This window comes from Marinifaba aquimaris, from assembly GCF_013328345.1.
Classification (GTDB): domain Bacteria; phylum Pseudomonadota; class Gammaproteobacteria; order Enterobacterales; family Alteromonadaceae; genus Marinifaba; species Marinifaba aquimaris.
In genome coordinates this window covers 68,861-85,289 of the sequence record NZ_JABULX010000001.1, presented here as the reverse complement: position 1 = coordinate 85,289, position 16,429 = coordinate 68,861, and the positions used below count along the sequence as shown (strand labels likewise).

Annotated in this window: 18 protein-coding genes; 4 read left to right on the top strand and 14 right to left on the bottom strand. The window is 38.9% G+C overall.

Going from position 1 to position 16,429, the window contains the following annotated elements; all coding sequences use genetic code 11:
• Positions 1-11: 11 nt before the first annotated feature.
• The 5 genes from accB to cutA form a co-directional block, all read right to left on the bottom strand.
• A complete protein-coding gene (gene accB / locus HR060_RS00455; protein ID WP_174198502.1) occupies positions 12-461 on the bottom strand; it encodes an acetyl-CoA carboxylase biotin carboxyl carrier protein in 450 nt (149 codons plus the stop codon).
• A gap of 53 nt (positions 462-514) precedes the next feature.
• Positions 515-970, bottom strand: coding sequence for a type II 3-dehydroquinate dehydratase (aroQ, locus tag HR060_RS00450; RefSeq protein WP_174198286.1), 456 nt, complete (start codon positions 968-970; stop codon positions 515-517).
• A 167-nt stretch (positions 971-1,137) separates the two neighbouring features.
• The gene (locus HR060_RS00445; protein ID WP_174198285.1) at positions 1,138-2,130 is read right to left on the bottom strand and encodes a GGDEF domain-containing protein; all 993 of its coding nucleotides are present in this window, start codon (positions 2,128-2,130) and stop codon (positions 1,138-1,140) included.
• A gap of 61 nt (positions 2,131-2,191) precedes the next feature.
• Complete coding sequence (gene dsbD, locus HR060_RS00440; RefSeq protein ID WP_174198284.1) at positions 2,192-3,970, bottom strand: protein-disulfide reductase DsbD; 1,779 nt, start codon at positions 3,968-3,970, stop codon at positions 2,192-2,194.
• A gap of 15 nt (positions 3,971-3,985) precedes the next feature.
• The gene (gene cutA, locus HR060_RS00435; protein ID WP_174198283.1) at positions 3,986-4,315 is read right to left on the bottom strand and encodes a divalent-cation tolerance protein CutA; all 330 of its coding nucleotides are present in this window, start codon (positions 4,313-4,315) and stop codon (positions 3,986-3,988) included.
• A gap of 138 nt (positions 4,316-4,453) precedes the next feature.
• Here cutA and HR060_RS00430 point away from each other — a divergent pair, with 138 nt between their 5' ends.
• The 3 genes from HR060_RS00430 (at position 4,454) to groL (ending at position 7,262) form a co-directional block, all read left to right on the top strand.
• Positions 4,454-4,954, top strand: a complete 501-nt coding sequence (locus HR060_RS00430; protein ID WP_174198282.1) for an FxsA family protein — start codon at positions 4,454-4,456, stop codon at positions 4,952-4,954.
• Between the two features lie 166 nt (positions 4,955-5,120).
• Positions 5,121-5,408, top strand: coding sequence for a co-chaperone GroES (locus tag HR060_RS00425; RefSeq protein WP_174198281.1), 288 nt, complete (start codon positions 5,121-5,123; stop codon positions 5,406-5,408).
• A gap of 204 nt (positions 5,409-5,612) precedes the next feature.
• Complete coding sequence (groL, locus tag HR060_RS00420; RefSeq protein WP_174198280.1) at positions 5,613-7,262, top strand: chaperonin GroEL; 1,650 nt, start codon at positions 5,613-5,615, stop codon at positions 7,260-7,262.
• A 146-nt stretch (positions 7,263-7,408) separates the two neighbouring features.
• On the opposite strand, the gene HR060_RS00415 is transcribed toward groL, so the two are convergent.
• From HR060_RS00415 to HR060_RS00375, 9 genes are all read right to left on the bottom strand, one after another.
• Positions 7,409-8,137 carry a 4'-phosphopantetheinyl transferase family protein gene (locus HR060_RS00415; RefSeq protein WP_174198279.1) on the bottom strand — a complete coding sequence of 243 codons (729 nt, stop codon included), beginning with the start codon at positions 8,135-8,137 and terminating at the stop codon, positions 7,409-7,411.
• Positions 8,138-8,273: 136 nt separating this feature from the next.
• Positions 8,274-8,801, bottom strand: coding sequence for a flavodoxin FldA (gene fldA / locus HR060_RS00410; RefSeq protein WP_174198278.1), 528 nt, complete (start codon positions 8,799-8,801; stop codon positions 8,274-8,276).
• A gap of 33 nt (positions 8,802-8,834) precedes the next feature.
• Positions 8,835-9,491 (bottom strand): HAD family hydrolase, encoded by a 657-nt coding sequence (locus HR060_RS00405; RefSeq protein WP_174198277.1) that lies wholly within the window; start codon positions 9,489-9,491, stop codon positions 8,835-8,837.
• Between the two features lie 20 nt (positions 9,492-9,511).
• Positions 9,512-10,357, bottom strand: coding sequence for an alpha/beta fold hydrolase (locus HR060_RS00400; RefSeq protein ID WP_174198276.1), 846 nt, complete (start codon positions 10,355-10,357; stop codon positions 9,512-9,514).
• Between the two features lie 2 nt (positions 10,358-10,359).
• Positions 10,360-11,961 carry an FAD-dependent oxidoreductase gene (locus tag HR060_RS00395; protein ID WP_174198275.1) on the bottom strand — a complete coding sequence of 534 codons (1,602 nt, stop codon included), beginning with the start codon at positions 11,959-11,961 and terminating at the stop codon, positions 10,360-10,362.
• 11 nt (positions 11,962-11,972) lie between these two features.
• Positions 11,973-12,722, bottom strand: a complete 750-nt coding sequence (locus HR060_RS00390; protein WP_174198274.1) for an AfsA-related hotdog domain-containing protein — start codon at positions 12,720-12,722, stop codon at positions 11,973-11,975.
• A 52-nt stretch (positions 12,723-12,774) separates the two neighbouring features.
• The gene (locus tag HR060_RS00385; protein ID WP_174198273.1) at positions 12,775-13,869 is read right to left on the bottom strand and encodes an iron-containing redox enzyme family protein; all 1,095 of its coding nucleotides are present in this window, start codon (positions 13,867-13,869) and stop codon (positions 12,775-12,777) included.
• A 43-nt stretch (positions 13,870-13,912) separates the two neighbouring features.
• The gene (locus HR060_RS00380) at positions 13,913-14,908 is read right to left on the bottom strand and encodes an aldo/keto reductase (protein WP_174198272.1); all 996 of its coding nucleotides are present in this window, start codon (positions 14,906-14,908) and stop codon (positions 13,913-13,915) included.
• 105 nt (positions 14,909-15,013) lie between these two features.
• Entirely contained in the window at positions 15,014-15,679 is a 666-nt protein-coding gene (locus tag HR060_RS00375; protein WP_217434835.1) for an acyl-homoserine-lactone synthase, read from the bottom strand.
• A 108-nt stretch (positions 15,680-15,787) separates the two neighbouring features.
• Between HR060_RS00375 and HR060_RS00370 the strand changes: the two genes are divergently transcribed.
• Positions 15,788-16,369, top strand: coding sequence for a hypothetical protein (locus tag HR060_RS00370; protein WP_174198271.1), 582 nt, complete (start codon positions 15,788-15,790; stop codon positions 16,367-16,369).
• Positions 16,370-16,429 lie beyond the last annotated feature (60 nt).

Below are 16,429 nucleotides of genomic sequence, written 5' to 3'. Positions count from 1 at the left end.
GTTCAGTCACCTTATTCGATTTCGAATAATGCTTGGTCGAATTCGATCGCTTCACCATTCTCAATTAGAATTTGTTTGATTACACCTGATTTATCAGCTGTGATCTCGTTCATCATCTTCATCGCTTCGATGATACATAATGTTTGACCTACTGAAACCTTAGTACCAACTTCTACGAAAGCTGGTGCTTCAGGCTTAGATGCGCGGTAGAAAGTACCTACCATAGGCGATTTTACTAAGTGACCTGTAGGTGCTGCTGCTTCGGCTACTGCAGGAGCTGCTGGCGCAGGAGCCGCCGCAACAGGTGCTGCTGCAACTGGAGCTGATTGTAATAACGTTTGTGTTGCAACTGGAGAAGAACGGCTGATGCGAACTGACTCTTCACCTTCAGTAATTTCTAATTCAGAAATGCCTGATTCTTCAACTAATTCGATTAGTTTTTTTACTTTACGAATATCCATTGCCATGATTTGAATTCTCTCTTATTTATGTGTTTGTTTCTTACAATGCTAGGTTAAGCATTGCGTGTTAAAAACTGGTTTGCAGATTCAAGTGCATATCGATAGCCCGCTGTACCTAAACCACAGATAACGCCTTTAGCGACGTCTGAAAAGTATGAGTGGTGGCGGAATGATTCTCTGGCGTGCACGTTTGAAAGGTGAACTTCTATAAACGGAATATTCACCGCTAGTAATGCATCGCGTAGGGCGACACTTGAATGGGTAAATGCTGCAGGGTTAATAATGATGAAGTCTGTATTTTCAAATGCCTGATGTATGCGGTTTATTAATTCAGGCTCAGAGTTTGATTGTATGTGATCGAGCTCTAAGTTTAATGACTCGGCTTGTTCAGATAAGCTCTTGACGACATCGTCTAATGTTTCACTGCCATAAATTGCTGGTTCACGTTTACCTAACATATTTAAATTAGGTCCGTTAACAAGCAAAATCTTATTTTTGTCACTCGACATATGAAAATCTCTAAAATCAGCTAACGTGTCGATAACTTCGCCAAAATGGCTGTTATCTCAAGTTGGGACTAAATATAGCTGTATTTGACCGAGATTAAAATGAAAAATTCATATAAAAATGAGATTTTTCTGCACTTCTTGTAATTTGGCGGGAATTCGTAACATTTCTAAAACAATTCGATGTCATTTTGACTATCTACTGTTTCGGTGATCTTGTTTTCAGCAACTAAAACATCATAGTTGCAAACCTGATTTTTACCATTTGATTTTGCAAAATAGAGCGCTTTGTCGGCTCTTTCTATAATGGTGGTAACGAGTAGGTTAGGGTCGATTTGGCAGCAACCAATACTGATCGTGACATGACCAACCTGTGGGAAAAAGTTGTCGGCCACTTTTTTACAAAATCGCTCTAGCACCTGATAAACCGTAGGCTCATCGATATTTTTAAGCAAGACGGCAAACTCTTCACCTCCGTAGCGGAATAATAGATCATCCTCGCGAAACGATTGTTGCATCAACTGGGCAAGGCTCAACAGCACCTCATCGCCAATTAAATGGCCAAATTTGTCATTCAACCTCTTAAAGTTATCAATATCGAGCATGGCGTAATAGTGATGGGGTGATGAGTCATTATTGTCTCTATGCCTGCGATTATTACTACTTTTCAGTATTAACTTTTCAATGGCGCCGTTAAACGTCTGGCGGTTCAGTAAACCTGTTAGCGGGTCATGATTGTTGGTGCGTAGTAAATTGAGTTGGTTGGCATAAATCGCACTGTAGGCACTTACTTGTTGAAACTGCTCAATAGAAAAATCTATATTTTCTATAAATAAGAAACCAAAATAGAGATTTCTTACCATAATCGGCAGGATCGTTTTTTGCTCACATAGGCCATCATTGATCGATTCTGTTTCGTTAATGATGGCATCCATTACCTGAGTGTCTTTTTCAACAATATCGCTATCGGTTTGGTTGGATGTATTGAAGATAAGCTCGTAACGGCCTACTGCGGCCGACATTCGATTTGAGTAAAGGCGTATTCTATGACCTGGGCTCGTTTCAAGGATAAGCCTGATAAACACTCTGTGTAAGTTATCGACATCTACCTGAGAGGTGAGCTCTATAATAGGTTCGTAATCAAAGCCGGTTTGCAAAGTCAATGAGCTCTCTCTTCGTTATTTTATTCAATGAGTATAGCGATAATTCAGTCTTGTTCGCGCTTTATTTTGTCACCGCTTCAATGAACGCTTCTGGAGGTAAAAAGCCTCTGATACGCTTTTTCACCAATTCTTGACCTGCCTCATCGAAGATCATCACTGTTGGAGCTGGTGGGCCAACCAAATTGAGCGACTTGATATATTGATCTTGTTCACTGTTGTATTCAGTGACGTCCAGTTGTAGCCAAGTGTAATCTGATAATGCATCTTGTACTGACTGATCTGCAAATGTAAGGTGCTTAAATTCTTTACAACCGACACACCATTCGGCCGTGATATTCAATATTACCGGGCTATTTGTTTTATCGGCATTCTCAATGGCGCGCTCTAATTGCTCTATTTGTTTGAAGTCAGTAAAAGGTAGATTGAGCTTTTGATAACTCAAGGTAAGCTGAGCAAAATAAACCAAAACTAAGCAACTCAAACCACTGATAATAGCGCTAAGGACTTTGCTATTTTGCTTGATAAATTGAATGGCAAAGTAGATGACGCAGGCGATAGCTAGTAACGTTGACAGTACTAGAATCCAATACTCGTCAACAAAGCGAGCCATTAGCATAAGTGGAACTGCCAGTAAAAAGAAGCCAAATAGCTTTTTGATTTGCTCCATCCAGCTACCCGCTTTGGGTAACCATTTACCACTACTTGCGCCTATGATCAAAAGTGGCAAGCCCATACCAAGCGATAAAATATAAAGCGAAATAAAGCCGATAAACAGATCTCCGGTTTGAGCGACATAAAGCAGTGCTCCCGATAATGGTGCAGTTGTGCATGGAGAAGCAATCAAACCTGACAAAATGCCCATAATAAGCGCACTTTTCAATTTACCACTTTGTTGTTGGTCACTGGTTTTACTGAGCTTATTAACCCAACGGCTTGGTAATTGGATTTCATAAAAGCCAAACATCGCGCCACTTAGGGCAATAAATAATAACGTTAAAAAGCCAAGAACCCACGGGCTTTGCAGGGCAGCTTGAAAGCCAGCTCCCGCAGAAGCGGCGACTAAACCGAGTAAGGCATAAGTCAATGCCATACCTTGAACAAATACAAAAGAAAGTAACAAAGCTTGCTTGTTAGATAGTTGAGTTTTATCGCCTTTAGGGCCGACTAAAATACTTGATAAGATCGGGTACATAGGGAAGACACAAGGTGTTAAAGAAAGACCGACACCGAGGGCAAAGAATAGTGCCAAAGTGATGGGTAAGCTGTTTTCGCTCAGTGCTTGGCTCAAACTAAATTCGTTGGCAGATAAATCGAAATCACCTGTTTGTGTTGTTATATCGGTTGCAGATTGAGTGTTAATTGCGTTCAGTGGTATTTTTAAAATACTAGGCGGGTAACATAAGCCTGCTTCAGCACAGCCCTGATATCTAAGATTTAATACACTGTTTTCAAGCGCGAAATTAAGTGGAATAGTTAAGCTGACATGGCCTTTATAGATTTGTGTGTTGCCAAAATACTCATCTTCATAAGGTTCGCCTTCAGGCATTAATACTTCACCTGAACTGGCTTTATGACCTTTAAATTTAAATTGAGCTTGGTAAAGGTAGTACCCTTTTTCAATATCAAAGCTGACAGTTAGTACATCAGCTTGCTGCTGATAACTGGAAATAAAGGCTTGTTCAACGGGTAAAAAATCAGGCTCAGATTCAATTATTTCGTAACCTGTACCACTGTCTAAAAAGTCGAGTTTATTTTGTCCGAAGTTATTGTCTTGAGCTAGGCTTGTTGAAACAAAAAACAGATTGATAAAAATAACCAGACAAGACAACCAAGACTTCATTCAAAATTCCTTAACTTATGACGCGGTTTCAACACTTTGTTCTAACCAAGCTAAATAGTCAGCATCGATTTGTTGGATATCAATACCGATGACTTCGGGTACATCATACGGGTGAATTGCTTTAATCGCTTGGTTAATTGACTCAAATAAGCTTGCTTTAGTCTTAATTTTTAGCATGACCTCTGTCTCGCTTTCAATTTTTCCTTGCCAAAAGAAGCGAGATTCAACTTCTGAGATTATATTAATGCAAGCGGCCAATCGTTTGTCGAGTAGCATATTCGCAATTTGTTTAGCCGATGTACGATTGGGACAAGTGCAGAAGATAAGTTGAGCTTTCGTTGTCATTATTTTTCCTATTAAAGTCATTTAAATTGAACAAACTCGATAAATCTTTGTCATAATATGTCAAAAGTTCCTGAGGAAAGCTTGATATTTTTCTACTTAACCTCATTTAATTAACATCATAAGCGATAAGAGAACCAAATGTTTATTAAATTATTTTTATTGTTTGCCGTGATGCCAATCTTAGAGATTGCACTGTTACTTGAAGTAGGTGACATGATTGGTGGGTGGACAACGCTAGCCATAGTGATTTTGACTGCTTTTTTTGGCGCCAAGCTAGTCAGAGAACAAGGCATTTCAACGATTCAAACCATGCAAGCTAAGGCTGCTCAAGGTGAGATGCCTGCTATGTCACTTGTAGAGGGATTATTATTATTAATCGCTGGTGTGTTATTAGTCACACCAGGTTTCATCACTGATATTCTAGGTTTGGCCTTTGCTATACCAATGACACGTAAAGTAATTGCGAAAGCTGCTTATGAACAATTTAAGCATAACATCAGTGTTCAATCTGCTGGATTTACGCAGCAGCAAGGTTTTTACCAGCAAGGCTTTAACCAACATCCTCACGAACCTTCAATGCACCACGATGCGCCAAGTAATGGCAGCACAATTGAAGGTGAGTTTCAGCGAAAAGACTAACCTGCTAGCTGGGTTGTTCAATCATTGATAAAAAATCCTGCTTTTTTGCAGGATTTTTTATTTTTCCTCTTGTATTTATTCATGCCATCCCCAAATAAGGTTGCAACGGAAGATAACTTCCCACTTTTTATCAAAACAACACTTTTGTTCTTAGGAGATAAGACACATGGCAATTCGTCCACTACACGATCGTGTGATCGTTAAGCGTTTAGAAGAAGAAACCAAATCAGCAGGTGGCATTGTATTAACAGGTAGTGCAGCAGAAAAATCATCAAAAGGTGAAGTTGTTGCTGTAGGTGCTGGTCGCGTTTTAGATAACGGTTCACGCCAAGAATTAGAAGTTAAAGTTGGCGACACAGTTTTATTTGGCTTTGCTATCGATAGCACACAAAAAATCGACGGCGAAGAGTTATTAGTGATGAAGGAAGAAAACGTTTTAGCCGTTTTCGAATAACTTCTTCATATCCAGACTTTATACGGCATTGTCATCAGCTTTTACTCGGTCACTTATTAAAATAAGCTCCCTCGTAAAAACTTCGACGGCTTTGTCTTAAGCTTGACTATTTTGAAGTCAGTAAATTTAGTCAGGTAAAAATAAATTTGTAATTTGAGTGAATACTCAACATTAAAGACACAACAGAATTTAGGAATTAACAACATGGCAGCAAAAGAAGTTCAATTTGGTAACGACGCTCGCGTAAAAATGCTTGCAGGTGTAAACATTTTAGCGGATGCAGTTAAAGTAACTTTAGGTCCAAAAGGCCGTAACGTAGTTTTAGATAAATCATTTGGCGCACCGACAATCACTAAAGATGGTGTATCTGTCGCGAAAGAAATCGAATTAGAAGATAAATTCGAAAACATGGGCGCGCAAATGGTTAAAGAAGTTGCGTCTAAAGCAAATGACGAAGCGGGTGACGGCACAACAACTGCTACAGTACTTGCACAAGCTTTAGTTAACGAAGGTTTAAAAGCCGTTGCTGCGGGTATGAACCCAATGGATCTTAAGCGCGGTATCGACAAAGCCGTTGCTGCTGCAGTAACTGAGTTAAAAGCATTATCAGTAGAATGTGCTGATAACAAAGCAATTGCTCAAGTAGGTACTATCTCTGCTAACTCTGATTCAGAAATCGGTGAAATCATTGCTCAAGCAATGGATAAAGTAGGTAAAGAAGGCGTTATCACTGTTGAAGAAGGCCAAGCTTTAGAAAATGAATTAGACGTGGTTGAAGGTATGCAGTTCGACCGTGGTTACTTATCTCCTTACTTTGTGACTAATGCAGAAAATGGCTCTGTTGAGTTAGATAACCCATTCATCTTATTAGTAGATAAGAAAATCTCTAACATTCGTGAATTATTACCAGTACTTGAAGGTGTTTCTAAAGCAAGTCGTCCATTAGTGATTGTTGCTGAAGACGTTGAAGGTGAAGCTTTAGCAACATTAGTTGTAAACAACATGCGTGGCATCGTTAAAGTTGCTGCTGTTAAAGCTCCTGGTTTTGGTGACCGTCGTAAAGCAATGTTACAAGACATCGCTATCTTAACTTCAGGTACAGTTATCTCTGAAGAAATCGGTTTAGATTTAGAAAAAGCATCTTTAGAAGATTTAGGTCAAGCTAAGCGTGTTGTTATCTCTAAAGACAACACAACGATCATCGACGGTATTGGTGAAGAAGAAGCAATTGCTGGCCGTGTTGCTCAAATTAAAGGTCAAATCGAAGAGTCTTCTTCAGATTACGACAAAGAAAAACTTCAAGAGCGTTTAGCTAAATTAGCTGGCGGTGTTGCTGTAATCAAAGTAGGTGCGGCAACAGAAGTTGAAATGAAAGAGAAAAAAGACCGTGTTGAAGATGCATTACACGCAACACGCGCTGCGGTTGAAGAAGGCGTAGTTGCTGGTGGTGGTGTTGCACTAGTTCGCGCTGCTGCGAAAATTGCTGATTTAACAGCTGACAATGAAGATCAAAACCACGGTATTGCTGTTGCATTACGTGCGATGGAAGCGCCAATGCGTCAAATCGTTACTAACTGTGGTGAAGAAGCATCAGTTGTCGTTAACAATGTTAAGCAAGCTGATGGTGCAAACTATGGTTACAACGCAGGCAATGATACATACGGCGATATGTTAGAAATGGGTATTTTAGACCCAACTAAAGTAACGCGCTCTGCATTACAATTTGCTTCATCTGTAGCATCACTTATGATCACAACTGAAGCTATGGTTGCAGAAATCCCGCAAGATGCGGCGCCAGCAGCACCAGATATGGGCGGCATGGGCGGCATGGGCGGTATGGGCGGTATGATGTAATCGCTTTATAAGACGCCTGTAACCCGCTTTAAGGTTACAACATGTCCTATATTTAAAAAGGATGCTTGTTGGCAGCAACAAGCATCCTTTTTTTATGTTCAAAAAATATCGCTAACAATACAAAAGAGTAGGGTTGTTAAGAGTAGCTAAGCGGATTGAGTCTTTATTCGGCTAAATTCGTTGCCTGAACCTATTTGATAAACGTCTAATTTGTCAGTTTTACGTTGTTGAGTGAAACTGAGTGTACTCACATGACTACCTCTTGTTTCAATTTTATGTGTCCAGCAATATAAGTCATTAACGTTAAAAGATGATATTGGTGTGGTCATGTTAATGGGCGGAACAATTAAGCGCTGCCTTTCCTTAAAAATGCTGGAGTCGTGATACTTCACTGTACTTTCTAAAACTGTCCAATATAGATTAAATAGGGCTATTGCCTCTTCTTCGCTATTCGTACTAGCGATATCCTCTGCACTTTGTTTATTAATGAATTGTGCTGCTTGTCGATAAAACGGCTGTGAAGTTGATGTATCTTCAATGTCGATACCAATGTTGTTAGATGATATCCCTATCGCTATCGCAGAGTGGCTATGCGACAAGCTAAAGTGTAATGGCTGTTTGTCTTTTAAACTGGGTTTGCCATTTTGACTGTATTGAAATCGTACTTGATTTGGAGCGCAGGATAGTTTTTTAGCGAGTATATATTTTATATAGTACCTGGTGAGCAAAAAAACGAGCTTGCTGTGTTTAGGTTTATAGCTTTGATACCTTAACATTTCAGCGTGATCTAAAAATGATAGTGCCTCTTTGGTGTTAAAGCCCAAGCCATGGCTATCTAACGGCAAGTAATAGAGTTCACAGAAGTTTTCGTGCATGGTCAGTATGAGTTGTCAGGCTTTTTAAAGTGCTGTCAAAGATAAAAAATAGTGTCGAGTAAAATAGAAAGGTAAACACTGAGTTGGACAGTATTTACCTCCCGCATTTAGATTGTCATTCGATAGGGTAGAGGTGCTAATCCTCCAGTTCGACTAAGCACATTTCCTCGTAAACCTGTTCAACCCATTTATCAACTCGATTTTGTGTGAGTTCAGGCTGCCTATCTTCATCAATACACAAGCCGACAAACGTATCATCATTGATTAATGCTTTTGATGCGTCGAATTGGTAGCCTTCTGCTGGCCATTGACCAACAAGAATTGCGCCTTTATTGTCAACAATATCGTAAAGACTATGCATCGCATCACAAAAATAATCTTTGTATTCTTCTTGGTCACCTAAACCAAAAATAGCCACTAACTTATCTGTAAAATCAATGCTTTCAAAATCAGGTATTAACTCATCCCAATCACATTGATTTTCTCCGTAATACCAAGTTGGAATACCTAAAATAAGTAAATCAAATTCAGCTATTTGCTCTATTGTGCTTTTGGCAATATCCATGACTTCAACCATTTTATCGCCTAGCTTTTTTTGAATCATGTTGGCAACCGCTTCAGTATTGCCAGTGTCACTACCAAAAAATAATCCTACTAATGCCATTTTTACTTTAATCCTTTTATTTTTAATTACTGATTATTGGCAGTTTTCTAACAACGACTGTTCAAATGCCTTCTCAACTCTAATACCATGTCCCACTGTCTGTAACATGGGGATGTCGCTATCGTCATCACCAAAAGCCCAGCTATTTTTTAGGTCGATATTGTGTTTAAGAGCAAATTCCAACACCTTAGTTCTTTTGATACTACCAATACAGGGGGCGCCAATAAGCTCACCCGTGTAGTGGTTATTGATAATTTCAGGTGTAGTGTGAATGATGTGATTAATGGGTAATCGTTCTTGCAATGGTTTTAGCAGAGGCATAAAAGAGCCTGTGACTAAAACGATTTGGTAACCTTCTTTAGCCAACCTTTGCAGCTCGTTTATGCTGCTTTCAATGTAAAAATTATCGTTTTTTTCTTGTTCAACAAACCAGTTGTAAGCAGCTTGTTCGACTACATCTGTCGAAATGCCTTTGTAGATAGAAAAGTAATATCGGTTTAGTTCTGATCTAGGCGTACCGTTATTAAGACCGTTATAAAGGTTTTTTAAGAAAACCGACATCGACGGCAGGTCAATGTCTTTGCTGTTGTTATCATTTAAATATTGAACAAATGATACGAGGCTTTTTACTGATATTAGCGTGTCATCAACATCAAAGAATGCTGCTCGCTTTTTTATATTTAATAACATGATTACATCCGTATAGGCTGTTAATTTAATGGCGTTGTGCGTTTATGGGATTCCAAGCGATTGGATAGGAAGTTTGCTAAGACGTCCTTAAATCGTTCTGGAGCATCTAACAGAATTGCATGGCCTGCATCGGTAAATTCAACAATTTCTAAATGTGCTGGTTTACTCTCTTTAAAAAAGCCATAGTAGCTCTCGTTAAGAAACTGATCGTGCTTACCTCTTAGCATAATGGTCGGTATGTTACTTTCATACAAAGCGTTGATTTCATTTAGTACTAAACCGTTAGCTAGACTTTGTCCTAAGGCTTCTCTAAAGCTGCCTTGTGTTGATGCGATATGCTGGCTTAATAACTTTGTTTTAGCTTCGTCGTTATCCTTAATAAATGCGCTAGCAAAGCGCTCAACCTCATGTTCCGTTAAGGTGTTTTGGAAGAGTAAACCACCTGTTGGATCTGGCTTAAATGCATTTTCTATGGTTTCTAATGAAATTGGAGGGGATGAAATAAGGCATAAGCCAATGGCGTTAGCATGAAGCTGCAGTGCTTCTAATAGTGCATGGCCCCCCAAACTTTGTCCGATTAAGATATATTTATCTGTAGTGATGGTTTTTACTACTTCATGAGTAAATTCACCGAGCATGGCTATCGATATAGAATCTGGCGAATTAGGGTAATATGAACTTTCACCATGACCAGGAAAACTGACCGATATTAATCGATATTGTTTACCTATTTCAGAGCAAAGTAATGATTCGTATGCGTTTGCTGAACTAGAGTTTCCATGGAATAAAATAATGGGGAGACTATTTCCCTCTGATTCGATGAACTCTGTTTTGATACCGCATACAGATTTAAAGTACTTTTTCATTTTTAAGATACCGATTGTATGGTTTGAAGTGGTTTTAAGTTGTTATTAATTGCCTGCTCTAAACCATATAATTCATGGTTGTTAGACTCGTACATAATCATTCCGTCTGGTCGAACGACAGTAATGGTTTCATTACTAGCAGCTTGTTTGATTATGGATTGAGGTAACTGAGCAATACACTCTCTTTGTGTTTCAATTGCATATGACTCATTAACCGCTTCATTAAATTGAAAATAGATAACCTGAGCTTTCGGGTATTGAAAAATTTTATCTCTAAGTTTATTTAATTCAGTTTTTGAGCGATTTAGCCAAGTTATAGGTACCAGGCACCAGAGTGTTGGTGCATCAAACTTGTCTGAAAATAAGCGCTTATTGTGGGCTAAGTAGGTTATTACGGGGCAGTAGCAACCTAAGTTATTTTGTTCAACCGTGTCATCATTAGGTAGTGGTAGTTTTTGGGCCATACCTGAGTGCGCTCTTGGCGAAATGTCACGCAAATATGCTCTGTTTTCTAACTTGGGTGATAACTGGCTAATAATAGGGTGTTCAGTTAACTTCCGAGTTATCAATTCGGTAGAAAGTTCTGATACTTGTGCTGCCGCCTTTATTGCAGGGAGCCTTTCATGCTCATAAGATTTTAATAAGCTTTCTTCGCTGAGCTTGTGATATACAGCACTTAATTTCCAGCCTAAGTTAAAAGCGTCCTGTAGGCCTGTGTTCATACCCGTGCCGCCAATTGGACTAAATAAGTGCGCAGCATCACCGGCTATAAAAGTACGTTTGGACACTATTTTATCTGCCACTCTGCTATAAAATGGAGCGCGAGATATCCACTTCGCTTTACCTAAAGAAAAGGCTTTGCCAAAGTGACGAGCGATAATACTCTCTATTTCTTGTTCTGATGGTGGCTCTGTAGGTACTTCACCATCGTATTTAGCGACAATACGCCACTTATTTTCCCCAATGGGGACAATGATGAAAAAGGTATCGGGGTAAACATAATACTGAACTTCGGTATCTTTGATGTTTAGGTCTAATGTGAAATCGCCTAAAACAAAGTACATATCATAATCAAAGCCGTCAAAGTTGCAGTTTAGGTGCTCTCTGACTTTGCTGTGCTTTCCGTCACATCCGACAACATAGCGGAATGATTCCTCAAGCACTTGCTCGCCTTTTGAAATAGTCACATAGACATTGTCTTTGTTCTCTTTTATTTCATCTAGCTTGTGAGCCCAGTGCACTTGATGCCCTTGTGCACTCAAGGATTGTAGGAGTTCTTCTTCAGTAACTGATTGTGGTTGAGTCATTAAATAGCGAATATCGCCATCTAATTGATTAAAGTTAATAGAAGAGTAGCGTTTGTTTTCCCAATGAATGTTTAAGCGTTGAATGTGTTTACTGCTAGCACCTATCTTTTGTTCAACGCCAATTAAATTGAGGCCATGTTGGCTGCTAATATTTAATGCAAGACCTTTACTGTCTTTAGTGGGGCCGGACTTAGCATCAATTATTTTGAATGGCACGCCTCGGCGTGCCAAATCGTTAGCTAGAGTTAGGCCTGTCGTTCCTGCACCAATAATTAATATTTCAATTGGTTGTTCCATGACCAAACCTGTTAAGCTATTTCTAGTTCTTTTTCTAAAATATTTTCATTTATTTCAGACAATGCTTTGACAGCACCTTGCGATTTACGACTTTCAATTTTGCCAAGAATTTTCGAATCACAAAGTGTGACATCTAGTGAAATAGTGCCAATATGCGTATCAGTTTGCGTAATGCTTGTTCTGACCTCTACGGTGATATTTTTACTAGAAACTTTCTTTTCAATAATCGTCGTTTGAAGCGAGGTTGGTAGCGGGAATAAATACTCATTAAAGTTAGATACAAAGTTATCTAAAATTAAGCCAAATGAAGCGTTCTGACAGTATTCTAACTCCAATACGACTATGGTCGCTTGTCTTGCTGCTTCCATTAATAGCATTGCGCCAACATGTTGGTTCGTTACGTGATCTGAAAGTCGGTCAACTTTATCTGTGATACTTAAATTGAAACCGTAACTCAGCTTGCCAAGTTTTTCAGGAGCCGTGATTAGCACGTTCTCTTCTGTGCACTTGTGGGTATCTGATAACTTGGCAATCGGTGGAATAGATTGAATGTGCTCGATCTTTCTCTCTACCAACAGCTCTTCAATGAATTTCCTGTTGTGGTAATTGATACCCTGTCCAATAATGATATTGGCGTGTTGATGGGGCCAATCTGTGTGCTCGGTTACTTTTTTATAAAAATCTGAAACCGTGTACACATGATTTTGTTTGGCAAATTCTTCATAATCATCGCCAACAATGATGTAAAAAAAGTCTTCCATAATTTTTCCTAATAGCAGCTTAAGTCGTTACCAATTCTCTGCTTTTTACTGGTTAATCTTGATTATTAGAAAAGTGCTTTTCGATATGTTCGCAATAATCAGCTGAAGTATTCATTCTTAACATCGAACCAAAGAATATCTCTTCACGCGCTTGTGGCGTCTCTGCGACAATAGGTTTAATGGCGTTATTTAACCAACCGTTGCCGTGAATAGCGTCAATGGCGATATGTGTTTGGTGGTAGACGCTTGCCTTATCTGAAACGCCTAATCGCTTGAAGCCTCTGGTTAAATGAGAAAATCTGTAAGGAGAGATGATTTCAACTGTACCTAAGGCACCTAAACCAATATTCAGGTGTTTTCTGTGAAGGACTGAGTACAGTAATGTGTTGCCGCAGGCAAGAGCTTGCCAAGATGCGCGATCAAGTACATCAAGGAAACCTTCACCATCTTTAAACACATCAATTTCATCATATAAATTAGAGAATAACTTGGTGTGAACTTCATCTGGCTTGCCATTACCCATTTCATCCCAGAAGTTACTGGCTAATTCCATTTTGACTTCTGGTTTATCAATACCGACTTGCATTAAAGCAATTAAATCGTCAAAACGCGGATCGATTGTCACTTCCTGAGAAAAGAAGTAAGTCATCTCTTCTTGAGTACATTCATCTGCAAGGTATTTAAAAATATCGTGCTGTGATGACGGGTGTTTTAATGCATATGATTTTAACCACTTTGTGAACTCACGCGCGTCAGTTGGCATCTCTTCTTTTGGTGTTCTGCTTTTCTCAAAAGAGATCCAAGCGCTTTCAAGCTCTAGCATGATTTCCATCAAGATAGGGTCATACTGTGATGAGTTCGCAAAGCTATTGATTTGATAGTCATAAATCGTGTTTAACGATTTGTGAAGTTGAAATGCAATGCCATCATCATTCGGGCCGCAGAATCGTTCGGTTACCGTTTTGAGTAATTGCCTTACGTGTTTAAGTTCGTTAGGCGCACTTTGTAAGTATTGATAAGGTTTAGCATGCTCTAACAATTGCATGAGTACTTCAGGTAATGTTTGGTAATCCTCAAGTGTGATTTCAAATTCGACTTTATCGTTTATTGACTCTAATACGATGTCTGATGAGTTATCTGTGATCATGATTTTGCTCTTAAGTTAAATAAAATGTTTGATGACGTTTTGTCTATGCTGATTTTGATAAGATTTTTTCTGGATATCGGGAACCGAAAACTTCATCTGGTGAAAATATTTCATCTAGGGTCGATAACACGCTGCTTGGAATATCAAGGTTTTGTGCATCGAAATTGCTTTGTAAGTATTTGCTTGTTTTACTACCAGGGATGATATGAACATTTGAGGCTCTTGATAGCACCCAATGCAATGCTAGCTGAGATACAGGTGTAGAAATTTCTTGAGCTAGCCCTTCTAATTTTTTAACTAGCAGCATGTTTTTCTCAATGTTTTCATCATTAAAGCGCGGTAATCGTTTTCTAAAGTCGAGATCTTCACTGACGCTATTCATGAAATTTTTGTCGATGTTGCCACCTAAGAAGCCACGACCAAGCGGGCTAAAAGCTACTAATGCGATATCGAGTGCTGAACATGTTGGCAATACATTTTCTTCGACTTCGCGTGACCATAAAGAGAGTTCACTTTGTACTGCTGCGATTGGGTGAATGTTGTGGGCGGCTTTTATTTGTTCGCTCGATACTTCACAAAGGCCGATATTTTTAATTTTGCCTTCGCGAACTAATTCTTGTAATGCCCCCATTGTCTCTGAAATATCAGTTTCAGGATTAAGGCGGTGAACATAATATAAATCAATGTAATCTGTGTTGAGGCGCTTTAAAGACGCTTCACATGCACTTTTGATATAGTCGGCGCTAGAGTCGACGGAAATACTGTATTTATCGGTTTTACTTCTGACAATGCCGCCTTTAGTGCTGATAAATAAATTACTTCGTTCAATGCCTGATTCATTGATAAATTTACCCACTAATTCCTCATTGTGACCTTGGCCGTACATATCTGCTGTATCGAAGTTTCTGTAGCCAATGTCATAAGCTTGCTTAAGTGTTTGAAGAGAAACTTTATCGTCTGTTGCACCGTAAAATTCGCTCATTCCCATACAGCCTAAACCAACGGCTGAAATATTGTTTTTACCAAGTTTTCTGAACATGTTGATAATCTCGATTAATAAAGAGTTACTTTGTTTGTGTATAGAAAAAATACTAAGGTCATTTAAAACCAGATATAAGATGTCAAATATGACAGGTATAACTGGCTATTTAGCCATCAGCGCGCTGTTGCTCATATCTATGTGCAATGCCACTGTGCGCTCTACGCCTATTTTCAAAACTTTGCCTTCGCCTAAACGGCGAATTTTCAGGCCTACTTGTCTCAATAGGCGTTCACAGGCAACGGTTGTGACTGTCACGTAAGAGGTGATCTGTTTGCTTAAGGCAAATTGATAAAAGGATTGAATTAAATCTAAACTGATATTACTGATGTAGCCTGATTGCGATTGAGAGCTACCTTTACGAACGGCGAATCGGCTAATTTCCCAGGTGTTTTTATTTTTCGGTGCGTCTTCGCCTTGTAGTAGTTCTGGAAAAATTGACTGCAACATATAATCACCCTCACAAGGTAGTGCTCGCCAATAACCATTTATTGTTTTATCATTTTTAATGACGATATGTGTCGGAGACAGATCGTCGAAATAATCCCTTTCTAAACCGTTTACAGAGGGGATATCCCAAGACAGTCGCTCTATAAATGTGTCATGTCTGAGTTTAAAGCACTCATTAAGAATTTGATCGAAGTTAGTGGTTGAGTTCTCTTGGGCAAAAATAATGTCGTTCACGTCAATTTTTACTAGATAGTTGAATAGTAAATAGACAATATTGCGAATGACTGAGTACTCATAGCTGTTAGATTTTACAGTTAGCAAAATGATGCTTTTGTCTTTACTATCTATACGTGAACTTTTATTTTGAGTGGCAACTTGCTGTTGCAGCGAGGCTATCTCATCAATATATGGAAATATTAAAGGGACATAATGCCTAAGGATTTATTGGCTATTGTTGGTATTGCACTTACGTTTATTGCTTATATACCTTACATCTACTCCATTTTTCAGAAAAAAACTAAACCTCATGTGTTTTCATGGGCAATATGGGGGGGAACAACGTTTATTGTTTTTCTCGCTCAACTATCTGATGAAGGAGGAGCGGGGGCTTGGGTAATTGGTGTTTCTGCTTGCTTAGTGATGTGTATCGCAATATTGGCCTTCATCAAGAAGTCAGACATTACGATTTTTAAATCAGACTGGTATTTTTTATTTATCGCCATTGTGGCGTCAATGTTCTGGTACTTTAGCTCCGATCCACTTTGGACCGTTATTATATTAACAATAATGAATGTGGTTGGGTTTGGGCCAACGCTGAAAAAAGCTTACGCTAACCCATTTGAAGAAAACTTGAACTTCTTTTTGATTGTTGCAGTAAGAAACACAGTTTCTGTTATGGCACTTGAAAACTATTCATTAACGACTGTTTTTTTCCCTGTTGTTACCGCTATTGCCTGTTTAGCAGTTGTTTTGATCATGGCTTATCGAAAATCTACGTTCGTTAGGACTTAAGACACTTTTCTATATCAAGTTCGCATTGGTTTACACTTGTTTGCACTTACATTTATGCCG

Bases quoted from the DNA above. Each gene is read 5' to 3' on its own strand.
- accB (WP_174198502.1), bottom strand. From the start codon at position 461: ATGGATATTCGTAAAGTAAAAAAACTAATCGAATTAGTTGAAGAATCA.
- aroQ (WP_174198286.1), bottom strand. From the start codon at position 970: ATGTCGAGTGACAAAAATAAGATTTTGCTTGTTAACGGACCTAATTTA.
- dsbD (WP_174198284.1), bottom strand. From the start codon at position 3,970: ATGAAGTCTTGGTTGTCTTGTCTGGTTATTTTTATCAATCTGTTTTTT.
- cutA (WP_174198283.1), bottom strand. From the start codon at position 4,315: ATGACAACGAAAGCTCAACTTATCTTCTGCACTTGTCCCAATCGTACA.
- HR060_RS00430 (WP_174198282.1), top strand. From the start codon at position 4,454: ATGTTTATTAAATTATTTTTATTGTTTGCCGTGATGCCAATCTTAGAG.
- HR060_RS00425 (WP_174198281.1), top strand. From the start codon at position 5,121: ATGGCAATTCGTCCACTACACGATCGTGTGATCGTTAAGCGTTTAGAA.
- groL (WP_174198280.1), top strand. From the start codon at position 5,613: ATGGCAGCAAAAGAAGTTCAATTTGGTAACGACGCTCGCGTAAAAATG.
- HR060_RS00415 (WP_174198279.1), bottom strand. From the start codon at position 8,137: ATGCACGAAAACTTCTGTGAACTCTATTACTTGCCGTTAGATAGCCAT.
- fldA (WP_174198278.1), bottom strand. From the start codon at position 8,801: ATGGCATTAGTAGGATTATTTTTTGGTAGTGACACTGGCAATACTGAA.
- HR060_RS00405 (WP_174198277.1), bottom strand. From the start codon at position 9,491: ATGTTATTAAATATAAAAAAGCGAGCAGCATTCTTTGATGTTGATGAC.
- HR060_RS00400 (WP_174198276.1), bottom strand. From the start codon at position 10,357: ATGAAAAAGTACTTTAAATCTGTATGCGGTATCAAAACAGAGTTCATC.
- HR060_RS00395 (WP_174198275.1), bottom strand. From the start codon at position 11,961: ATGGAACAACCAATTGAAATATTAATTATTGGTGCAGGAACGACAGGC.
- HR060_RS00390 (WP_174198274.1), bottom strand. From the start codon at position 12,722: ATGGAAGACTTTTTTTACATCATTGTTGGCGATGATTATGAAGAATTT.
- HR060_RS00385 (WP_174198273.1), bottom strand. From the start codon at position 13,869: ATGATCACAGATAACTCATCAGACATCGTATTAGAGTCAATAAACGAT.
- HR060_RS00380 (WP_174198272.1), bottom strand. From the start codon at position 14,908: ATGTTCAGAAAACTTGGTAAAAACAATATTTCAGCCGTTGGTTTAGGC.
- HR060_RS00370 (WP_174198271.1), top strand. From the start codon at position 15,788: ATGCCTAAGGATTTATTGGCTATTGTTGGTATTGCACTTACGTTTATT.